16 protein-coding genes are annotated in these 19,691 nt (G+C 58.6%); 6 read left to right on the top strand and 10 right to left on the bottom strand.

Features of this window, described 5'->3' with window-relative positions; translation table 11 throughout:
* Both aaeA and aaeX read right to left on the bottom strand, forming a co-directional pair.
* Nucleotides 1-933: a p-hydroxybenzoic acid efflux pump subunit AaeA gene (aaeA, locus tag GRH90_RS12205; RefSeq protein ID WP_162366229.1), complete on the bottom strand. Its 933-nt coding sequence runs from the start codon at nt 931-933 to the stop codon at nt 1-3.
* 7 nt (nt 934-940) lie between these two features.
* Nucleotides 941-1,144 carry a p-hydroxybenzoic acid efflux pump operon protein AaeX gene (gene aaeX / locus GRH90_RS12200; RefSeq protein WP_162366228.1) on the bottom strand — a complete coding sequence of 68 codons (204 nt, stop codon included), beginning with the start codon at nt 1,142-1,144 and terminating at the stop codon, nt 941-943.
* A gap of 346 nt (nt 1,145-1,490) precedes the next feature.
* Here aaeX and aaeR point away from each other — a divergent pair, with 346 nt between their 5' ends.
* Nucleotides 1,491-2,417 (top strand): HTH-type transcriptional activator AaeR, encoded by a 927-nt coding sequence (gene aaeR, locus GRH90_RS12195; protein WP_162366227.1) that lies wholly within the window; start codon nt 1,491-1,493, stop codon nt 2,415-2,417.
* Between the two features lie 89 nt (nt 2,418-2,506).
* Here the strand turns inward: aaeR and tldD are convergent, their stop codons facing one another.
* The 8 genes from tldD to csrD form a co-directional block, all read right to left on the bottom strand.
* A complete protein-coding gene (gene tldD, locus GRH90_RS12190) occupies nt 2,507-3,952 on the bottom strand; it encodes a metalloprotease TldD (protein WP_162366226.1) in 1,446 nt (481 codons plus the stop codon).
* A 123-nt stretch (nt 3,953-4,075) separates the two neighbouring features.
* Complete coding sequence (gene yhdP / locus GRH90_RS12185) at nt 4,076-7,891, bottom strand: AsmA2 domain-containing protein YhdP (protein ID WP_162366225.1); 3,816 nt, start codon at nt 7,889-7,891, stop codon at nt 4,076-4,078.
* 101 nt (nt 7,892-7,992) lie between these two features.
* Complete coding sequence (gene rng, locus GRH90_RS12180) at nt 7,993-9,462, bottom strand: ribonuclease G (RefSeq protein ID WP_162366224.1); 1,470 nt, start codon at nt 9,460-9,462, stop codon at nt 7,993-7,995.
* Nucleotides 9,452-10,045, bottom strand: a complete 594-nt coding sequence (locus GRH90_RS12175) for a Maf family protein (protein WP_162366223.1) — start codon at nt 10,043-10,045, stop codon at nt 9,452-9,454. The genes rng and GRH90_RS12175 overlap by 11 nt, the downstream gene beginning before the upstream one ends.
* A gap of 8 nt (nt 10,046-10,053) precedes the next feature.
* On the bottom strand, nt 10,054-10,542 hold the full coding sequence (mreD, locus tag GRH90_RS12170) for a rod shape-determining protein MreD (RefSeq protein ID WP_162366222.1): 489 nt from the start codon (nt 10,540-10,542) through the stop codon (nt 10,054-10,056).
* Entirely contained in the window at nt 10,539-11,804 is a 1,266-nt protein-coding gene (gene mreC, locus GRH90_RS12165; RefSeq protein ID WP_246236016.1) for a rod shape-determining protein MreC, read from the bottom strand. The genes mreD and mreC overlap by 4 nt, the downstream gene beginning before the upstream one ends.
* A gap of 94 nt (nt 11,805-11,898) precedes the next feature.
* Complete coding sequence (gene mreB / locus GRH90_RS12160) at nt 11,899-12,942, bottom strand: rod shape-determining protein MreB (protein ID WP_004385136.1); 1,044 nt, start codon at nt 12,940-12,942, stop codon at nt 11,899-11,901.
* 396 nt (nt 12,943-13,338) lie between these two features.
* On the bottom strand, nt 13,339-15,273 hold the full coding sequence (gene csrD, locus GRH90_RS12155) for an RNase E specificity factor CsrD (RefSeq protein ID WP_162366221.1): 1,935 nt from the start codon (nt 15,271-15,273) through the stop codon (nt 13,339-13,341).
* A 211-nt stretch (nt 15,274-15,484) separates the two neighbouring features.
* Here csrD and msrP point away from each other — a divergent pair, with 211 nt between their 5' ends.
* From msrP to accC, 5 genes are all read left to right on the top strand, one after another.
* A complete protein-coding gene (gene msrP / locus GRH90_RS12150; RefSeq protein WP_162366220.1) occupies nt 15,485-16,489 on the top strand; it encodes a protein-methionine-sulfoxide reductase catalytic subunit MsrP in 1,005 nt (334 codons plus the stop codon).
* Nucleotides 16,490-17,089, top strand: coding sequence for a protein-methionine-sulfoxide reductase heme-binding subunit MsrQ (msrQ, locus tag GRH90_RS12145; RefSeq protein ID WP_162366219.1), 600 nt, complete (start codon nt 16,490-16,492; stop codon nt 17,087-17,089).
* A gap of 241 nt (nt 17,090-17,330) precedes the next feature.
* On the top strand, nt 17,331-17,783 hold the full coding sequence (gene aroQ, locus GRH90_RS25920) for a type II 3-dehydroquinate dehydratase (protein ID WP_178113133.1): 453 nt from the start codon (nt 17,331-17,333) through the stop codon (nt 17,781-17,783).
* Nucleotides 17,784-17,804: 21 nt separating this feature from the next.
* Nucleotides 17,805-18,269, top strand: coding sequence for an acetyl-CoA carboxylase biotin carboxyl carrier protein (gene accB / locus GRH90_RS25915; RefSeq protein ID WP_178113132.1), 465 nt, complete (start codon nt 17,805-17,807; stop codon nt 18,267-18,269).
* A gap of 11 nt (nt 18,270-18,280) precedes the next feature.
* On the top strand, nt 18,281-19,630 hold the full coding sequence (accC, locus tag GRH90_RS12135) for an acetyl-CoA carboxylase biotin carboxylase subunit (protein ID WP_162366218.1): 1,350 nt from the start codon (nt 18,281-18,283) through the stop codon (nt 19,628-19,630).
* Nucleotides 19,631-19,691: the final 61 nt, after the last annotated feature.

Below are 19,691 nucleotides of genomic sequence, written 5' to 3'. Positions count from 1 at the left end.
TTAGCCAAACTCGCGCAGGCGATGTATCAGCTTCATCATGGGCGAAAGTTCACGCCTGTCGCGATCTGTCGTGCCGGTGATCACCACCGTGGCGGTGGTGCCGGCCGGATAAAGATCCCCTTGCTGCGCGTCGAGGCGGATTTTCACCGGTACCCGCTGCGCCAGGCGCACCCATTCCAGATTGGAATCGACGGTCGCCATGCCTTTGGCGTCCACCGAACTGCTGCTGTTGGTCACCCCGGCGGAAATGCTGTCCACCGTGCCATAGAGCACCCGGTTACTGCCCAGCGGCGTGATTTCGACACGATAGCCCGGGCGCACCTTTTCCAGTTTGGTCTCTTCCATATAGGCCAGCAGGTAGAACGAGTTGCGTTTGACCAGCGCCACCGACACCGTGCCCCGGGTAATGAACTCACCGGCGTGGACATTCAGGTTGGTGATCCAGCCTTCGGCGGGCGCACGCACGGTGGTGCGCTCCAGGTCAATTTTCGCCAAATCCCTGACCGCGACCGCCTTGGCCAGCTGATGGCCGACGGTGGTCAAATCACTGCTGGACTGGTCGATGGCTTCCTGCGACATGGCGCTGGTGCCCAGCCGCAGCCGGCGTCCCGCCTCGCGCCGCTTTTCGGCCGCCAGGGCCTGGTAATAATCAACATCGGCCTGCGCCTCGTCCAGCGCCTGCTGATAGCGCGGCCGATCGACGACAAACAGTACCTGTCCCTGCTCCACCAGCTGGTTATCGCCGACCCGCACCTCGGTGAGCAGACCGCTGACATCGGGCGATATCGCCACGACGTCGGCGGTAAATTTGGCATCCCGCGTCCAGGGCGATTCGGTATAGAACGTCCATGCCCGGAAGATAGCGATGGCGGCAATCAATACCAATATCAGAGTAATCGCGATCCTGATTATTTTTGTTACGACAGTTTTCACAGCGACCTCAAACGAAAAGACACGAAATCAAATAAAACACGCAGCAATACATCGCGGTATTAAACAACGCCGGATGCCACACAAAATCATAAATACCGGTCGGCTGCAGTAGCCGGCGCAGCAGCAGGAACATTACCATCGACACCAGCAGCTCAAAAAAAACCGGGGGAAACGACAGGCCGAATATCACCATAACCGGGAGCAAACTCATTATTTTTTCCTTACCTTTTCCCTTGGACTAGTGCCGGCGATCCGGGCCACGCTCCGCCTGCCGCGGCAATCATCCCCGCAGCCACAGGCAGCGGACGCGGGCCAGGGCGCGAGCTAAGTATAGAACTCAGGAAGGTGACCGATGGATATACCCGGCGGATAAAACGCCTAAGGCAGATTGGCGAAGATGCACCCATAATGTTACTGTTTATTTCAAAGCAATAATAGCGGATGAGAAACAGAGGTGATGACGCGCGATCTGATGAACCGACTGGGATATAGTAGCCCTTACCGACTGACATTTTCAATATTATGTGATCTAAATCACTTTTCACTCAGAGTTAACAATGGAAAGACTTAAACGCATGATGGTTTTCGCCAAAGTGGTGGAAGGCGGTTCATTTACCTCCGCCGCGCGGCAGCTGCAGATGAGCGTTTCCTCCATCAGCCAGACCGTGGCGAAACTGGAAAACGCGCTACAGGTGAAGCTGCTCAACCGCAGTACACGCAGCCTGGGCCTGACCGAGGCCGGCAAGATTTATTACCAGGGCTGCCGGCGCATGCTGCAGGAGTTCCAGGAGGTACACGAGCAGCTGTACGCCTTTAACAACACCCCCATCGGCACGCTGCGCGTCGGCAGTTCGTCCACCATGGCCCATAACGTGCTGGCGACCATTACCGCCGATATGCTTAAGGAGTATCCAGGACTGTCGGTCAACCTGGTGACCGGCATCCCGGCGCCGGATTTGATTGCCGACGGATTGGATCTGGTGGTGAGGGTGGGCGCGTTGCAGGATTCGAGCCTGTTCTCCCGGCGTCTGGGCGCCATGCCGATGGTGGTATGCGCGGCCAAGAGTTACCTGGCCGCCCAAGGCACGCCGGAAAAGCCCAGTGACATGGTTAATTTTTCCTGGCTGGAGTATGACGTCAGGCCGGACAGCGAATTCGAGCTGGTGGCCCCGGAGGGCATTACCCTGCATCTGGCGCCCCAGGGCCGCTTCGCCACCAATGACTCGCAGACGCTGATCCGCTGGCTGACCGCCGGCGCCGGCATCGCCTATGTGCCGATCATGTGGGTGCTGGATGAGATCAAACAGGGCAACGTGGAGATATTATTCAATCGCTATCTGTCCGATCCCCGCCCGGTCTATGCGGTCTATACGCAAAAGGATAAATTACCGCTGAAGGTGCAGGTGTGCATTAATTCCCTGCACGAGTACTTTAACAATGTTACGGCGGTCTATCAGGCATTCCGGCAAGACACCATGTTCTGACGGCCAAAAGCGCTTCGCGCCCCTATGCCGGCATAAAAAAGCCCCACCGGCGTGAAAACGCCGCTGGGGCCTAGCCATCGCGGTAGATGTCAGGCGGTGCCGCCGACGGTGAGATTGTCGAGCTTAAGCGTGGGCTGGCCGACGCCGACCGGCACGCTCTGCCCTTCCTTGCCGCAAACGCCGACACCTTTATCCAGCGCCAGATCGTTGCCGACCATGGAGATCTGCTGCATCGCCTCGATGCCGGAGCCGATAAGGGTCGCGCCTTTGACCGCGCCGGTTACCCGGCCTTTTTCGATCAGGTAGGCCTCGGACGTGGAGAAGACAAACTTACCGGAGGTAATATCCACCTGGCCGCCGCCAAAATTCGGCGCATACAGGCCATATTCCACGCTGGCGATAATCTCCTCGGGAGTGGACCGGCCGGCCAGCATATAGGTATTGGTCATGCGCGGCATCGGCAGATGGGCATAGGATTCACGCCGTCCGTTGCCGGTGGGCGCCACGCCCATCAACCGCGCATTCAGTTTGTCCTGCATGTAGCCTTTGAGGATGCCGTTTTCGATCAGCATGTTATATTGCCCCGGCACCCCTTCGTCATCGATGGACAGCGATCCGCGCAGACCGGCCAGCGTGCCGTCGTCAACCACGGTACATAACGGAGACGCCACCAGTTGGCCCATCTGGCCGCTGAACACGGAACTGCCGCGGCGGTTAAAATCGCCTTCCAGGCCATGGCCCACCGCTTCATGCAGCAGTACGCCAGGCCAGCCGGCGCCCAGCACCACCGGCATGGCGCCGGCCGGCGCCGCCACGGCGGACAGGTTAACCAATGCCATGCGCACCGCTTCGCGCGCCCAGCTGTCGGCGCGCACGTCGCCGTCGACGACGGCTAAGAAAAAGTCATATCCGAAACGGCCGCCGCCGCCGCTGGAGCCGCGCTCGCGCTTGCCGTCCTGCTCGACCTGGACGCTGATGGACAGACGCACCAGCGGGCGCACATCCGCCGCCAGGGTACCGTCGCTGGCGGCCACCAGCACCTGCTCATAAACGCCGGACAGGCTGGCGTTCACTTCCTGCACCCGCGGGTCGGCGGCGCGCGCCACTTTATCGACCCGGTGCAATAAAGCGATTTTTTCTTCGCGCGGCAGGCTGTTGAGCGGATCAAGCAGCGGATACAGGGATTTATAACTCACTTCGCCCAGGGTATGCGCCCGGCCGCTGCCCTGCTCGCTGACAATGCTGCGCGCCGCGTTCACGCTCAGCTGCAAGGCATTGAGGGTCAACTGGTCGGCATAAGCAAAACCGGTTTTTTCACCGCTGACCGCGCGTACGCCGACACCCTGGTCAATGTTATAGGATCCATCTTTGATGATGCCGTCTTCGATGACCCAGGACTCATGGTAACTGGATTGGAAATAGAGATCGGCATAATCCAGACGGCGCTCGGTCATCTGGCCCAACAGGGAAAAGAGGTCTTCGTGACTCAGGTTGTTGGCCGCGAGTAATTGCTCACTGACAAAAGTCAGGCTCATAGGTTTTCACTCTGGTTTATGATGGATTGGCCAGCAACGGCTGGAATAATAAACTTGCTAACAATCGGTATAGCCATATTTATAGACTGCGGCAATTAAGCGCCGCCGTCAAATTAGCGCTGATTATTTACCTTTCCCGGCCGGCGCGCGCGGCTGGCGCAGGACTTCATCGATTTTGGGCTGTTCCAGGCTGCCGGAGATGTGATAACGGATCACCGAGATTTTGTTCCACAGCGGCGCCAGAACCTTACTGGCGGCAAAAACCGCGGCGCCGACCACCGGGTTAATGGCGAAAGCGGCGGCAACCCCGACGGTGGCGGAAATTTCCGGCGCAATCACCGCTTCCATATCAATCTGCTGCGCCTTGAAATCAACCTGGCCGCTCATGGCGATATCCGCCTCCAGCCCGTCCACCAGCGAATCATTGGTATGCAGCACGCCATCCTTGATCCAGGCGGTGCCTGTTATCGAGTCAAAATAGAAACCTTTACCGAACGTGTCGCGGAAATCGAACTGGAGCTTGCGCAGCAGCGCATCGAAACTCACCAGGCGTAATAACCGGCCCGCCTGGCCGCTGCTGATATCGTCAATTTTCCCTTTGCCCAGATTGGTGTGCAGCACGCCGTTCAGGCTGGCGATGTCGGGCGCCCAGGGCGCCGACTGCCAGTGCAGATCGTAGTCAAGATTAAACGGCGCCTCGCGCAGCGGGGTGTCGATGCCGATATAATCCGCCGCTTCGCCGATATTTTTTCCGCTCAGCTTGCCTTTGACCGACGTCAGGTTTTGCCGGCCGGTGCGCGACCATCCCCCTTCAAGCGTCAGGCGCGACTTGCCGGTATCCACCAGGCCATGGCTCAGCGCCAGCGTATTTTTCTGCGGCGCGACGTCCGCCTCGACCCGGCCCAGGTTTTGCCCCAACAGCCAGCATTCCTGGCAACGCAGCTGCACCGCCGGCCAATCGCTGAAGTTCAGGTCCGGGTCGTCGTCCTGGAACAGCGTATCCGGGTTGGCGTCGCCGCCGGTCTTCGGCCACAGCGGGTTGTAATAAAGATAACGGATATCCGCCCGCCATGGCCCCTGGTTCGCAATAGCCAGCTTGCCGTCGATTTCCTTACCGCGCGCTTCAATGGCGCTGCCGCCCAGGGTATTGCTGCGGGTCAACGACAGCGCGTGCCACTGCTGGCCGCCCAGGGTTAATGCCGGGGTATTCAGCGTCAGCGCGTCCGGGAAACGGAACCGGCTGGCCACCGCCTTGCCCGCCGAGCGGGACTGCGGCGTCATCAGCGCCAGCCACTTCTCGCCGTCCAGCGCCGGTAAATTCAGCGTCAGGCTCTTCCCGGGCGGCAGCGGCGGTATTTTGGCGTTATCGTCGGCCCATGCGCCGCGCGTAAGCGAAACCTGTTTACCCAACTGCCATTCGCTGTTGAAGGCATTATTCTTGCCGGCATGGCCGCTCAGGGTAAAGCCCGATAGGCCGCCCTGGGCCTTGACGGTTAATGGAAACGCCTGCCCGGCCGCCTTATCAAGCGGAGCGGGTAAGTGACTGCTCACATTTTTCAGATCGGCGGTGACATCCACGGTGTAAACGGGTTTGCCTTTCAGCGGCAGGGTGACCGCGATAACGCTCTGCCAGGAGGCATGTCCACCCAAGGATTTCGCCATGGGTTCCGGCAGGCCGGACAGGTGGTTAACCGCCCAATCCCCTTGCATATCGACTTTGATATCAAAGCCTTTTGCCTGCTCCCGGGTCGTGAAGCGCACCTCCACCGGCTGCCCCAGCCACTGCGCCGACAGCATATCGCTGTCCAGGTTGCCGTCGTTGTAGCGGAACTGGCCGCTCAGATCTTTCATGGTGGCGCCCAGCGGCTTGATCAGCAGGGTGTTTTTCGCCAAATCCACCTTGCCCGACGCGGTGACCGGCTGGCCGTTAAGGGGTATGGAGAGATGTAAGTCCCCACTAACATCGCCGCCGACCTGCAGCTCCTCCAAGGCCGAGCCGAGGGATTTTTGCAGCGGAGTCTGGTCAAAATACGCGCCGATGGCCGGGCCCGACCCGTTGACGTCCGCATCCACCAGCAGCAGCTGTTTGGAATAATCGGGGATGGCCGCCACGATATTGCTGCCGGTGGCCTCGCCCAGCTTGGTCTGCGGCGCGCGCATAAACAGCCCGTCGTTGAGGAAGTCCAGGTCGATGGCCAGGTCGGTCAGGTGCGGCCAGCCGGGCTCAAACTCATAATCGGCATGGCGCAGCGGCACCAGTACTTCAAATTGTCCGTCGTTATGTTTAAACGGAAATTGTTTGGGATTACCGGCAAACACCAGCGTGGCGTTATCCACCTGGCCGCCTTTTAACGCGCCGGTCAGGTAATTCACCAGATGGGTGCCCATCAACGGCTCGGGGAAATAGCGCCAGGCCTGGGCGGCGTCGTATAGGCGCAGGCCGGATAAAATATCCAACCACGGCTCGCCGTTGACCGGCTTATGAAAATAAAAGTCGCCGGTCGCCCAGAGCGAAGCGGCCCGCAGATCGATATTCTTGCCCCACAGCTTCAGTCCCTGCTGGTCATTTTGCCAGTCCAGGGTCACCCTGGCCCGCTGCACGTCCAACGGCGCGCGGAACATATCCTTATAGGGCAAGGTGCTGTTATCCAGCGCCAGGTTTAACCTGCCGGCGGCAAGCGTACCGGCGATCGAACCGCCCACGTGGTCCGCGCCCGGCAGCAGTTGCCATTGTTGCCAGCTGAGATCGCGCCAGTTGCCCTGAAAACGAATTTTTTCCGGATTATTGAGCGGAATATCCAGCGCCAGGGTCGACAAGACGCCCTTGGGCTGCAAATCCTGCCAACGGGCGCGCAGGTTGGGAGTAATAAATGAGATCAGCGGCAGGAAGGGGCTAAACCGCTGAAGCTCGATGTTTTTCGCCCGCAGGCGGATTTCTCCCGCCCGATCGGGGGTGAAAAGATGATTTTTTTCCGGCAGCCAGAACAGGGAAAGCGCGCCGGGCGCCCAGGATTCACCATTGGTGGCGATGTTCAGCAACGGCACGTCCAATTGCCATCCGTCGCCTTGTTTGCTTAGGCGCAGCGCCAGTTTTGCCACGTCCAGCCGATGGTCCAGGCCCCCTTCCTGCCAGTTGGCCGTCCCCTGGCTGAAAAAGACGTCGCCGCCGGTAATATCGCCATGATCCAGGCTGAGCCAGGCGGCCAGGCTGAAGTCGGCCTGCTGCAGGCCGGTCTGGCTTTGCGCCCACTGGCTGAACCACGGCTTGAGATTGATGTTATCCGCCTGCAGATAAATCTTGCCGTTGTCCAGCAGTCCGTTTTCGTCATGCAGGTCCATCCGCAGTTGGAGGGCGCCCTGCTGCACATCGACGTTGGACAGGGCAATCTGCCCTTCCGCCCGGTGGCGCTGCGGGGAGTTGAGCCAGGTCAGCTGCGGCACCGAGAGCGTGGTGCGATCGCCTGAGGGCGTTAGGAAAGAGAGTTCGCTATCGCGCAGGATAAAGTGGTCGAACTGATGTAAAAACAGATTGGAAAGCTGATCGGATTTTATCGGGCTGCCCTGGTGATCGCGGCCCAACAGGGTGGTATTCAAATCAAGCTGCAGCCGATAAAAGGTGACGTCGCGAAATTGCCAGCGCCAGTGCAGCAGCGATTGCCAGACGTCCAGGGCCACGGTAACGCGCTGGATACGCAGTTGTTCATCGGCGGTAACGGATTCAATGGCGCGGAGATCAAGCGTAGGGCCGAAGGATTGCCAGCTGCCGTGCATTTCGCTGACATGGACATCCAGTCCGGTGGCGGCATTGAGGGTTTGGACAATACGCGGGCGAAAAGTATCCAGATGGGGTAAAGCCAGGCGTAACGCACTGACCGCTAATGCCACCAGGACAATCAGGGTTGCACAGAGGGCCAGCAATATCCCCGGCAGTCGCTTCACGCCTTTCTCCTTGCTTCCCGCCGCACCGTTGACGGGAAGTATTTATTTTTATGTCCTGCCCGCGTGTGTTGCTCTACGTCGGGCCTGCGTCATCTACCTGGCTACATCATGACGACATCGAACTGCTCCTGGCTGTACAGCGGTTCTATCTGCACCTTGACCTGCTTGCCGACAAAAATTTCCACTTCCGCCAGCGCATGGGATTCGTCGCTTTTCAGCGCTTCGCCAACCGCCGCCGAGGCGTAAACCAAAAAACGGTCGGACTCGTAAGCGTGATGCACCCGCACGATCTCGCGCATGATTTCATAACATACGGTCTCGATGGTTTTCACCGTGCCGCGCCCATGGCAGGTTGGACACTCACTACACAGCACATGTTCAATACTTTCCCGGGTGCGTTTGCGGGTCATCTCCACCAGTCCGAGCTGGGAAAACCCGTTGATGCCGGTTTTCACCCGATCTTTGCTTAACGCCTGCTCAAGCGAATGCAGTACCCGCCGCCGGTGCTCTTCATTATTCATATCGATAAAATCGATAATAATAATGCCGCCCAGATTGCGCAACCGCAACTGCCGGGCGATCGCCTGGGTGGCCTCGATATTGGTGTTGAAAATGGTTTCATCGAGGTTGCGGTGGCCGACAAACGCGCCGGTATTAATATCGATCGTGGTCATCGCCTCGGTTTGGTCGATGATCAGATACCCGCCCGACTTCAGCTCGACTTTACGCTCCAGGGAACGCTGGATTTCATTTTCCACATCATAAAGATCAAAAATAGGCTGCTTGCCGTTGTAATGCTCCAGTTTATGGGTCATTTCCGGAATATATTCACCGGTAAACTCCACCAACAGATCAAACGTCAGCCGCGAGTCGACCCGGATGCGGTCCAGTGCCGCGCCGGCGAAATCGCGCAATATGCGCTGCGCCAACGCCAGTTCGCCGTACAGCATATATTTGCTCTGGTTGCGGCGTTTACGTTCCATGACCTTGGTCCACAGGCGTTTGAGGAAGGCGGCATCCTGCGACAACTCCTCCTCGCCGATGCCTTCCGCCGCGGTGCGGATAATAAACCCGCCCTGCTCGTCGCAATAGTCGGCCACGGTGCGCTTGAGGCGTTCCCGCTCTTCCTCGCTGTCGATGCGCTGGGAGACGCCGACGTGGGACGCGCCCGGCATAAACACCAGATAACGCGAGGGCAGCGTGATATCGGTGGTCAGGCGCGCGCCTTTGGTGCCCAAGGGATCCTTGACCACCTGCACCATAATGTCCTGGCCCTGCCTGACCAGTTCGGCAATGTCGCGCACATGGAAGTTTTTCTGCTCTTCGCCGGCGACACATTCGGTGTGCGGCATAATATCGGAGGCATGCAGGAACGCCGCTTTATCCAGGCCGATATCGACAAACGCCGCCTGCATGCCCGGCAGCACGCGGCTGACCCGGCCTTTATAGATATTACCGACAATACCCCGCCGGGCCTCGCGTTCGATATGGATTTCCTGCAGAATGCCGCCGTCGATATAGGCGACCCGCGTTTCGGAAGGCGTGATATTGACCAGTAATTCAGCAGCCATGTTGTCCTCTCAGACTACGTAAAGCAATGAATTGGCAAAGCAATTCAGAGGTTTCCACCAGCGGCAATCCCACCACGCCGTGATAGCTTCCATTGATAGCCCTGACAAAAACCCCGCCCAGTCCCTGGATGCCATAGGCCCCGGCTTTATCCATGGGTTCACCGGAAGCAATATAGCGATGGATCTCCTGCGCCGACACTGTCCGGAAGGTGACGTCAGTCACGACGCTACGGCACAGTTGATGCCCGCGGTCGGCAAAAGCAATGGCCGTCATGACCTGATGGCGTTGTCCCGAGAGGGCCGCCAGCATCTGCGCGGCATGGTCGACATCACGGGGCTTTTCCAATATCTGGTCGTTTAGCACCACGATGGTATCCGCCCCCAGCACCGGCCGCGGTTCGGGCGCCACCGCCACCCCCGCCAGCGCTTTTTCCAGCGCCAACCGGCGCACATAATCCGACGCGCTTTCGCCCGCCCGCAGGCGTTCCTCGATCGGGGCGGCCAGCACGTCGAAAGGAACGTCCAGCATGGCCAGGAGTTCCCTGCGCCTGGGTGAACCGGACGCTAAATATATCGCGGTCATAATGGCCCCTATTGCACAGAAAACTGACGGCGTACCTTACGCAGCAGTAAGAACAACCACGGCCATAACACGCCGTCCACCACGCTGCTCCAGAAAATTTCCGGCCTGAATGAAATATTGATTACCAGGAATTCGGCCCAGAAAACGATCACGTGCATAGTCAATGATAGCATTACCACGATCAGCGACTGCTGCCATAGGGCCATATTCCTAAACAACTGGAATTTAAATACCACCAGGTAGGCGAGGATGCTTAACGCCAGCGCCCTGACGCCCAGGATTGAACCCAGGATCAGATCCATCACCAGCCCGAGCAGGAAACCGGTGCCGACGTTTACCCGGTGCGGTATCGCCATCACCCAATAAATCAGCACCAGGCTAAGCCATGAGGGCCGAAACAGGTAGAGTTGCTCCGGCCACGGCATGATTTGCAGGACAATGGCAATCAGGAATGAAAGCCAGATAACCCAGGAACCGTTGCGGCGATAACGGTTCATTGGCGGGACCCGGCGAAGGGATTAACCGCCGGCGCGGCCCGTTCGGCGGCGGGCGCCGCGCGGTTGGATGCCCCTGGCGCCGGCGCGGCATGGTTGCTGGACGCCGGCGCCATGCTGCCGGATGCCGGCGCGGCATGGTTGCTGGACGCAGGCGCCGTGCTGCCGGATGCCGGCGCGGCATGGCTGCTGGACGCAGGCGCCGTGCTGCCGGATGCCGGCGCGGCGTGGCTGCTGGACGCAGGCGCCGTGCTGCCGGATGCCGGCGCGGCGTGGCTGCTGGACGCAGGCGCCGTGCTGCCGTCCGTGGCCGGAACGGCGGCGTCCGGCGCTTCCGGCCCCATGAGGGTATCCTGGGACGGCAGCACCTGCGGCATCATCTGCATCAAGCGCTCATTGGCCACCCGATGGACTTCCGCCGGCGGCAACGGCACCTCGCCCCGGGGATCGGCGCCCCACAGCAGCAGCAGGTAACGCAACCGCTGGAGTTGGGCGGTCGGACGGGCCTGGATCACGGTATAGGCGCGCTGGGTATCCACCTTAACCGTCGACACCACCCCCACCGGATAGCCTTCGGGAAAACGGCCGCCAAGTCCGGAAGTCACCAGCACATCGCCGACGCGGATATCGGTATTGCCCGGCAGGTGTTCCAACTGCAAATCTTCGGTACAACCGTTGCCGGCCACGATGACCCGGATATCGTTACGCAGTACCTGAATGGGCAAGGCATGGGACGCATCGCAGATCAACAGCACCCGGCTGGTCATTTTACCGGCGGCAACCACCTGGCCGACCACGCCCTTGTCGCTGATGACCGGCTGGCCGACATAAACGCCGCTGTCCAGGCCTTTGTCGATCACCACCTGATCGCTATAGGGATCGGTACTGGTGGAGATGACCTGGGTGACCATTTTTTGCTCATCCTGGCGCAGGGGGGAACCGAGCAGCTCGCGCAGTCGCGCGTTCTCCTGTCGGAATTGCCCCAGCAGCAGTTGCTCGCTATTCCTCAGCAGCAGTTCCTGGCGCAAGGTATGGTTTTCCTGTTCCAGCTGCCCGCGCGACGCCAGCGTCTCCGAAACATTATCCAGCATCTTGCGCGGGCCGTTAGCCAGGAAATAGAACGGGCTGACGGCGGTATCCATGTATGTGCGTATCTGCACAAAGGTCCCGAGCCGGCTGTCGGCGATAATAAAGGCGATAGCCACCAACACGGCCAGGAACAGTCGGAGTTGCAGAGAGGGCCCCCTGCTAAAAATCGGCTTCATAAGCTATGCGTTTTCCTCAACAAAAAAGGGGGGCGCCGACCAGGATGAGAGATCTCAGCGTTCACCCGGGTGGTTCCCCCCTTTTCGAGGCAGGTTATTCTTCGCTGAACAAATCACCGCCGTGCATGTCGATCATCTCCAGGGCCTTGCCGCCGCCACGGGCGACGCAGGTCAGGGGATCTTCCGCCACCACCACGGGAATGCCGGTCTCTTCCATCAGCAGACGGTCGAGATTACGCAGCAACGCGCCGCCGCCGGTCAGGACCATGCCGCGTTCGGAAATATCGGATGCCAATTCAGGCGGGCACTGTTCCAGCGCCACCATCACCGCGCTAACGATACCGGTCAGCGGCTCCTGCAGCGCCTCAAGGATTTCATTGGAGTTCAGGGTAAAGCCCCGGGGCACGCCTTCAGCCAGATTACGGCCGCGCACTTCGATTTCCCTGACTTCATCCCCGGGATAAGCGGATCCGATTTCATGCTTGATGCGTTCGGCGGTGGCCTCACCAATCAACGAGCCGTAATTGCGGCGCACATAATTAATAATAGCTTCATCGAAACGATCGCCGCCAATACGGACCGAAGAGGAGTAAACCACCCCGTTCAGGGAGATCACCGCCACTTCCGTGGTGCCGCCGCCGATATCCACCACCATGGAGCCGGTGGCTTCGGATACCGGCAGCCCGGCGCCGATGGCGGCGGCCATGGGTTCTTCAATCAGGAACACTTCGCGCGCGCCGGCCCCCTGGGCCGATTCGCGGATCGCGCGGCGTTCCACCTGGGTGGCGCCGACCGGCACGCATACCAGCACACGCGGGCTCGGCCGCATAAAGCTGTTGCTGTGAACCTGCTTGATGAAGTGCTGCAGCATTTTTTCGGTAACGAAGAAATCCGCGATGACACCGTCCTTCATCGGACGAATTGCCGCAATATTGCCGGGGGTGCGCCCCAACATCTGCTTGGCCTCATGGCCGACAGCGGCAACGCTTTTAGGCGAGCCGGCGCGATCCTGACGGATAGCGACGACAGAGGGCTCATTCAGGACAATGCCCTGTCCTTTCACATAAATCAGGGTATTGGCTGTACCCAGGTCGATGGACAAGTCGTTGGAAAACATGCCACGAAATTTTTTAAACATAACTGAAGGATAATCCTGCAAGCTGGGGCGAAAGATAAAATCCGCCTACTTTACCAACCACGAGAAGCAGCGACAAGGCGCAAAAACGCGCTGCTTCAATGAAAATACGTCCTCGTTAACATTCCCACACACCGAAGAAATCCCTGACGCGGTTTTTAGTCAGATGAAATGCGAGATTACTTCCGGCGCCGGCGGTTGTGCGCCGGTCGTTTCGCCTGGCGCATCACCGGCGGTCGCGCCGGGGCGTGACGACAGATAAGCGACAAATGAGCGACTGATGGCAACCGCAGGCAGAAAATCTGGCAATGCACCTGATTCCAGGTAATGTAAGTGCCTACTAACCAATTTGGTTAATGGGCGTATTGTACGTTAATTTTTCACGAACTTTTATACTAATCACTCATCCTGACGTGAATATTTTTTTAGCATCTCGTCCAGCGGCACAATCGGGGCAAAAAAGTCCCCTTGCCCTCCCGCCACCGCGTTATCCATTAACGTTTGCCATTCCAGTTTGGTCCGCACGCCGGTGGCGAAAACCCGGGTCGCGCTGCCGATACAGGCTTCCGGCAAACTCTGGATGAACAGCTGGTTTTCAGCGCGGCGATCGATTTCCCTCGCCAGGCCCGGATGCAGCTTGATAATCGCTACCGGCACCGTGGTGATATAGGCGGTGCTGACCACGGTCAAACCCGCCTGCAATACGCTTAAACGGCAGCCCAGCGCGTCCAGCAAGCGTAACACCGGACGTAAACGCACCAAGTGTTGACACAGATCTGCCTCCACAAGTTCAAACATAATTTGCCGGCGATGCAATTTTGCGCATTGCATCAGCGTATTACGCAGCCACAGCCGGAAGTCGCGTTGCAGCAGCGAATCAACGCTCAAGGTGATCGCCAGCACCCGGTCCGGCATCCGCGGCAGCAGCGGGAGTATCCTGGTCAGCTGCTGCCGGTCGTACTGCGCCATCAGTCCAAGCCGCCGCAGCATCGGCATGAATTCGGCGGCGCCCAGGGCTTGCCCGCCTTCGGGAATGCGATTGATGACGACATGATGATCCACGCGGCCGTCGCGCCGGTAAACCTCGCGGGTAAACAGCTGTGGTCCGCCGCGCGCCAGCGCCTGCTCAAGCAAGGTCCGCCATTTGACGTTGCCCCGCACCTGCCCCGGCACCCGCTTATCAAACACCGACCAGGTATTGCCGCCCTGCAATGCCGCTTCCCGGGCGGCCTGCTCCACGGACTCCATCACCTCCACCGCCGTCTGGTCCTGACGATAGACGCAGATGCCGATATGCAGCACATCGTCGCGGTTATGCCCCGGCACGCCCGGCAGGGCGGCAAGCGCCGCCACCAGCTGCGCCGCCAGCGACTCCGCGTCCTTGAGGGAACAGTGCGGCAGCAGCACCGCGAGGTCGCGGCGAAAGTAGCGCGCCAACAACGCGTCGGGATAACGCATGACGTAGGTGGAGATCAGATTAATCAATGAATGCATCAGCTCAAGGGCCTGCTGTTTGTCCTGCCCCGCCGCCAGGCCCTCCGGGTCCGGCGGCCGCAGCATCATCACCACGCCGTGGGGACCCATCTCCTGGTTTTCCTCAAGCTGCAGCGCCAGTTGGCCGTCAAAAAACAGCCGGTTGCTCAGGCCGGTTTGGGCGTCCCGCGCCGCGAAAGCGCGGATAAGGATATCCACCCTGCTGCGCTGCTCGCGGGCCTGCGCCAGATCGCCGAGCAAACGATCGATGGCGCTGCTGGTCAGCGAAGGCGATTCGCCGGCGTCGATGGGTACGCTGTCGCGCTCACCGTGCATAATGCGCCTGGCCCGGTACTCCAGGGTTTCCTGCGGCCGGATCTGACGGCGCAGCCAGCCTAATCCGGCCAGCAGGGAAATCACCATCAGGGCAATGGCCACGCTTAACGGCGCGGTCACCGCCAGCGATCGGACCTCGCTTAACAGCGCGGTGGGATAGGTCAGCCGGACCTGGAGTTCAGGATGATGGGGCAGCGCTAACTCGCGCCGCGCGTAATCGGTGGGAGGATGGCCGCCTTCGGCTAGGCCCGCGGGCACAAAACTATATAGCCTGGTCTCGCCCCGGCGGATCTCCAGTTCGCTGATGCCGCCGCTTTGCAGGGCAAACGGCAGCCAGCGCGCCAGATCGGCCGGCGATTGGTTGGACAATCCCTCATCCAGCGCCGCGCCAAGCGCCGTCATCAGCCGATCGGTGCGGTGCTCATTGAGATAAAAAAAGCTTAATGCGCTGCCCGCCAGCATCAATAGCATCACCAGCGAGCACAACAAGGCCACCATAGCGGAAAGTCTGTCGAGTAATCGCATCCCTGTGCCCCGGTAAAATGTCTGAGGTTAACCAGACTATATTTTATAGCCCGTACGAACAAAATGACATATTTTCACCCACCCGTTCATAATATAACCAGCCGGTGGTTACGGCGGCAGCAAAAAAATAGTCGGCCGGGCGTGGGAATAAAAAAACGTTTCATACGTCATACTGGCTACAGCGTTATTTTTCAGCCAAAGGGAGACGATTATGAGCCGATACCGCAAACTGCGGGATGCCGATGTCACCGCCGAAGAGGTGTTTTTCCAGCGGCGTAAAGTTCTGCAGGCCCTGGGCATTACCGCGGCCTCGCTTAGCCTGCCGCTCACGGCCCGGGCCGATGTATTGTCGTGGTTCAAGGGCGACAAGGCCGCGGCAGCCGCGCCGGCGGGCAAGGATCTGACCTTTACCCGACCGGCCGCCTGGCATGCCGATCTGCCGCTGACGCCGTACGATAAAGTCACCGGTTATAATAACTTCTATGAATTCGGCCTGGATAAAGCCGACCCCGCCGCCAACGCCGGCGGCCTGAAAACCGACGGCTGGAAAGTGGTCATCGACGGCGAAGTGGCCAAACCGATTACGCTGGATATGGATGATATTCTTAAACGCTTTGCGCTGGAAGAACGTATCTACCGGCTGCGCTGCGTTGAAGCCTGGTCGATGGTGGTTCCCTGGACGGGCTTTGAGCTGGGCAAGCTTATCAAGCTGGCGGAACCCACCGGCCAGGCGCGCTACGTCGCGTTCCAGACGCTGGACGACCCCGCGCAGATGCCGGGACAAAAGGATCGCTACATCGGCGGCGGCCTGGATTATCCCTATGTGGAAGGGCTGCGGCTGGATGAAGCCATGAATCCGCTGGCGTTGATGACGGTGGGCGTTTACGGCAAGACCCTGCCGCCGCAGAACGGCGCGCCCATCAGGCTGATTACCCCTTGGAAATATGGTTTTAAGGGGATCAAATCCATTGTCCATATTCGCCTGACGCGCGAGCAACCGCCGACCACCTGGAATATTTCAGCGCCAGGCGAATATGGTTTTTACGCCAACGTAAATCCGCATGTCGACCATCCCCGCTGGTCCCAGGCGACGGAACGGGCGATCGGAGCCGGCGGCATTTTGGATGTAAAACGCCAGCCGACCCTGCTATTTAACGGTTACGCCGAACAGGTGGCCGGTCTGTATCGCGGACTGGATTTACGGGAGAACTTCTGAGTGCGGCTCAATCTTAAACAGATTTTCTGGCTGAAGGCGCTGATTCACCTGGCGGCCTTTCTGCCCCTGGTCTGGCTGGTCTATGCGGTCAGCCAGGGTGATTTCAGCGCCGATCCGGCCAAGGATATCCAGCATTTTACCGGGCGCATGGGGCTGAAACTGCTACTGGCGTCGCTGCTGATTACCCCGCTTGCGCGTTACGGCAAACAACCCCTGCTGATCCGCTGCCGCCGCCTGATTGGACTGTGGTGTTTCGCCTGGGTGAGCCTGCATCTGCTGAGCTATTCGCTGCTTGAGCTGGGCATCGACAACCTCGGCCTGCTGGGCCGGGAACTGGTGACCCGCCCGTACCTGACGCTGGGCATCATCAGCTGGCTGATTTTGCTGGCCCTGGCGCTAACATCCACCCAGCGCGCCCAACGCAAATTAAAAAACCGGTGGCAAACGCTGCATAACCTGATCTATGTTGTGGCGATCCTGGCACCGATCCATTACCTCTGGTCGGTAAAAATCCTGTCGCCGCAGCCGATGTTCTACGCTCTGGGAGCGGCGGCGCTGTTAGCGCTGCGTTACAAAAAATTCAGGGGATGGTGGCGCTAGCAGCAGAATTTTTTATTTCAATCGTCGTTCAAAATGCGCTATCTTGCATTCCACTTTGGATACCGCGTCCAGGTTATCTTCGTAGATAACACCAGTATTTTGCTGCGAAAAGTTGCGATATCATTATAATGCATGACCCTGTTAACAATCTGGGCCGGATTTTTCATCAAAAAGGTGACAAAACGGTTACCGAAGGTTATTTTTTACGGGGCATCGTTAATTAACCGGAGATAGCGGCACGATGGCGGATAAGTTTCACATTTTGCTCCTTAATGGCCCCAACCTGAACCTGCTGGGGACACGTGAGCCGGATAAGTACGGCCATACCACGCTCGCCGATATCATCAGCAGTCTTGAGATACAGGCGGAGGATCTTGACGTGACGTTAAGTCACCTGCAATCCAATGCGGAGCATGTCCTGATAGACCGCATCCATCAGGCCCGTGGCAATACCGATTTTATCGTGATCAATCCCGCGGCGTTTACCCATACCAGCGTAGCGTTACGCGATGCGCTGTTAGCGGTAAACATCCCATTTATTGAGATCCACTTATCCAATGTGCATGCACGCGAGCCTTTCCGTCATCACTCCTATCTCTCCGATATTGCGGTTGGCGTTATCTGCGGCCTAGGCGCCGATGGTTATAATTTTGCTTTTCAGGCAGCGGTAAATCGTTTGTCTGCATCCAATTAATTAGAGTATGGAACCCCACCCATGGATATTCGTAAGATCAAGAAACTGATTGAACTGGTTGAAGAATCCGGCATTTCAGAGCTGGAAATCTCCGAAGGTGAAGAATCGGTTCGTATCAGCCGCGCTCCGGCCATGCCGGCCTACCCTATGATGCAACAGGCCTATATCCCCGCGGCCCAGCAACAAATCGCGCCGGTGGCCGCCGCCGCTCCCGCGGCGGAACAAGCCGCCGCCGTACCCGCCGCCATGAGCGGCCATCTGGTGCGTTCCCCGATGGTCGGCACCTTTTATCGCACCCCCAGCCCTGACGCCAAACCTTTTATCGAAGTCGGTCAGAAGGTCAACGTCGGCGACACGCTGTGCATCGTCGAAGCCATGAAAATGATGAATCAGATTGAGTCCGATAAAGCCGGCGTGGTCAAAGCCATCCTGCTGGACAACGGTCAACCGGTTGAATTCGACGAGCCGCTGGTCGTCATCGAATAACGAGGCGCCACATGCTAGATAAAATTGTTATCGCCAATCGTGGTGAAATTGCGCTGCGTATTTTGCGCGCATGTAAGGAATTAGGCATCAAGACCGTGGCGGTACATTCCACGGTGGATCGCGATCTGAAACACGTGTTGCTGGCGGATGAGACCATTTGTATCGGGCCCGCGCCTTCGGTAAAAAGCTATCTCAACATCCCGGCGATCATTTCGGCGGCGGAAATTACCGGCTCGGTGGCCATTCATCCCGGTTACGGTTTCCTCTCCGAAAATGCGGATTTCGCCGAACAGGTAGAACGTTCCGGCTTTATTTTTATCGGTCCACGGGCGGAAACCATCCGTCTGATGGGGGATAAGGTCTCGGCCATCAGCGCGATGAAAAAAGCCGGCGTGCCCTGCGTGCCCGGCTCCGACGGCCCGGTCGGCGATGATATGGAAAAGAACCGCGCGGTCGCCAAGCGTATCGGTTATCCGGTTATCATCAAGGCCTCGGGCGGCGGCGGCGGTCGCGGCATGCGCGTGGTACGCAGCGACAACGAGCTGGAATCATCGCTTAAAATGACCCGTGCCGAAGCCAAGGCGGCCTTTAACAACGATGTCATCTACATGGAAAAATACCTGGAAAATCCTCGCCATATCGAGGTCCAGGTCTTGGCGGACGGCCAGGGAAACGCCATTTACCTGGCGGAACGCGACTGCTCCATGCAGCGCCGTCACCAGAAAGTAGTGGAAGAAGCGCCGGCTCCGGGCATTACCGAGGCCATGCGCCGCTACATTGGCGAACGTTGTTCCAAGGCCTGCCGGGATATCGGCTATCGCGGCGCCGGTACCTTTGAATTCCTGTATGAGAACGGCGAGTTTTATTTCATCGAAATGAACACCCGTATCCAGGTGGAGCATCCGGTTACCGAAATGATTACCGGCGTGGACCTGATCAAGGAACAACTGCGCATCGCCGCTGGCCAGCCTTTGTCCATCAAGCAGGACGAAGTGAAGGTGACCGGCCATGCGGTGGAGTGCCGTATTAACGCCGAAGATCCCAACACCTTCATGCCCAGTCCCGGCAAAATCACCCGTTTCCATGCCCCCGGCGGTTTTGGCGTGCGCTGGGAATCCCATATTTACGCCGGATATACCGTACCGCCGTATTATGATTCGATGATTGGCAAACTGATTTGTTACGGCGAGAACCGCGATGTAGCCATCGCCCGCATGAAAAATGCGCTGGCGGAGCTGATTATCGACGGTATCAAGACCAATATTGATTTGCAGTTGAAAATCATGAACGACGAAAACTTCCAGCACGGCGGCACCAATATCCACTACCTGGAGAAAAAGCTCGGTTTAGTGGAAAAATAACCCGCGCCACCCAAGGCCGGTTTTTTTTACCGGCCTTGTCCGTTTTAATCCCCTTTTTCAC

The sequence above is a fragment of the Acerihabitans arboris genome, assembly GCF_010131535.1.
GTDB lineage: Bacteria > Pseudomonadota > Gammaproteobacteria > Enterobacterales > Enterobacteriaceae > Acerihabitans > Acerihabitans arboris.
The sequence above is the reverse complement of the archived record's forward strand: the minus strand, read 5'-3'. Positions and strand labels throughout refer to the sequence as shown.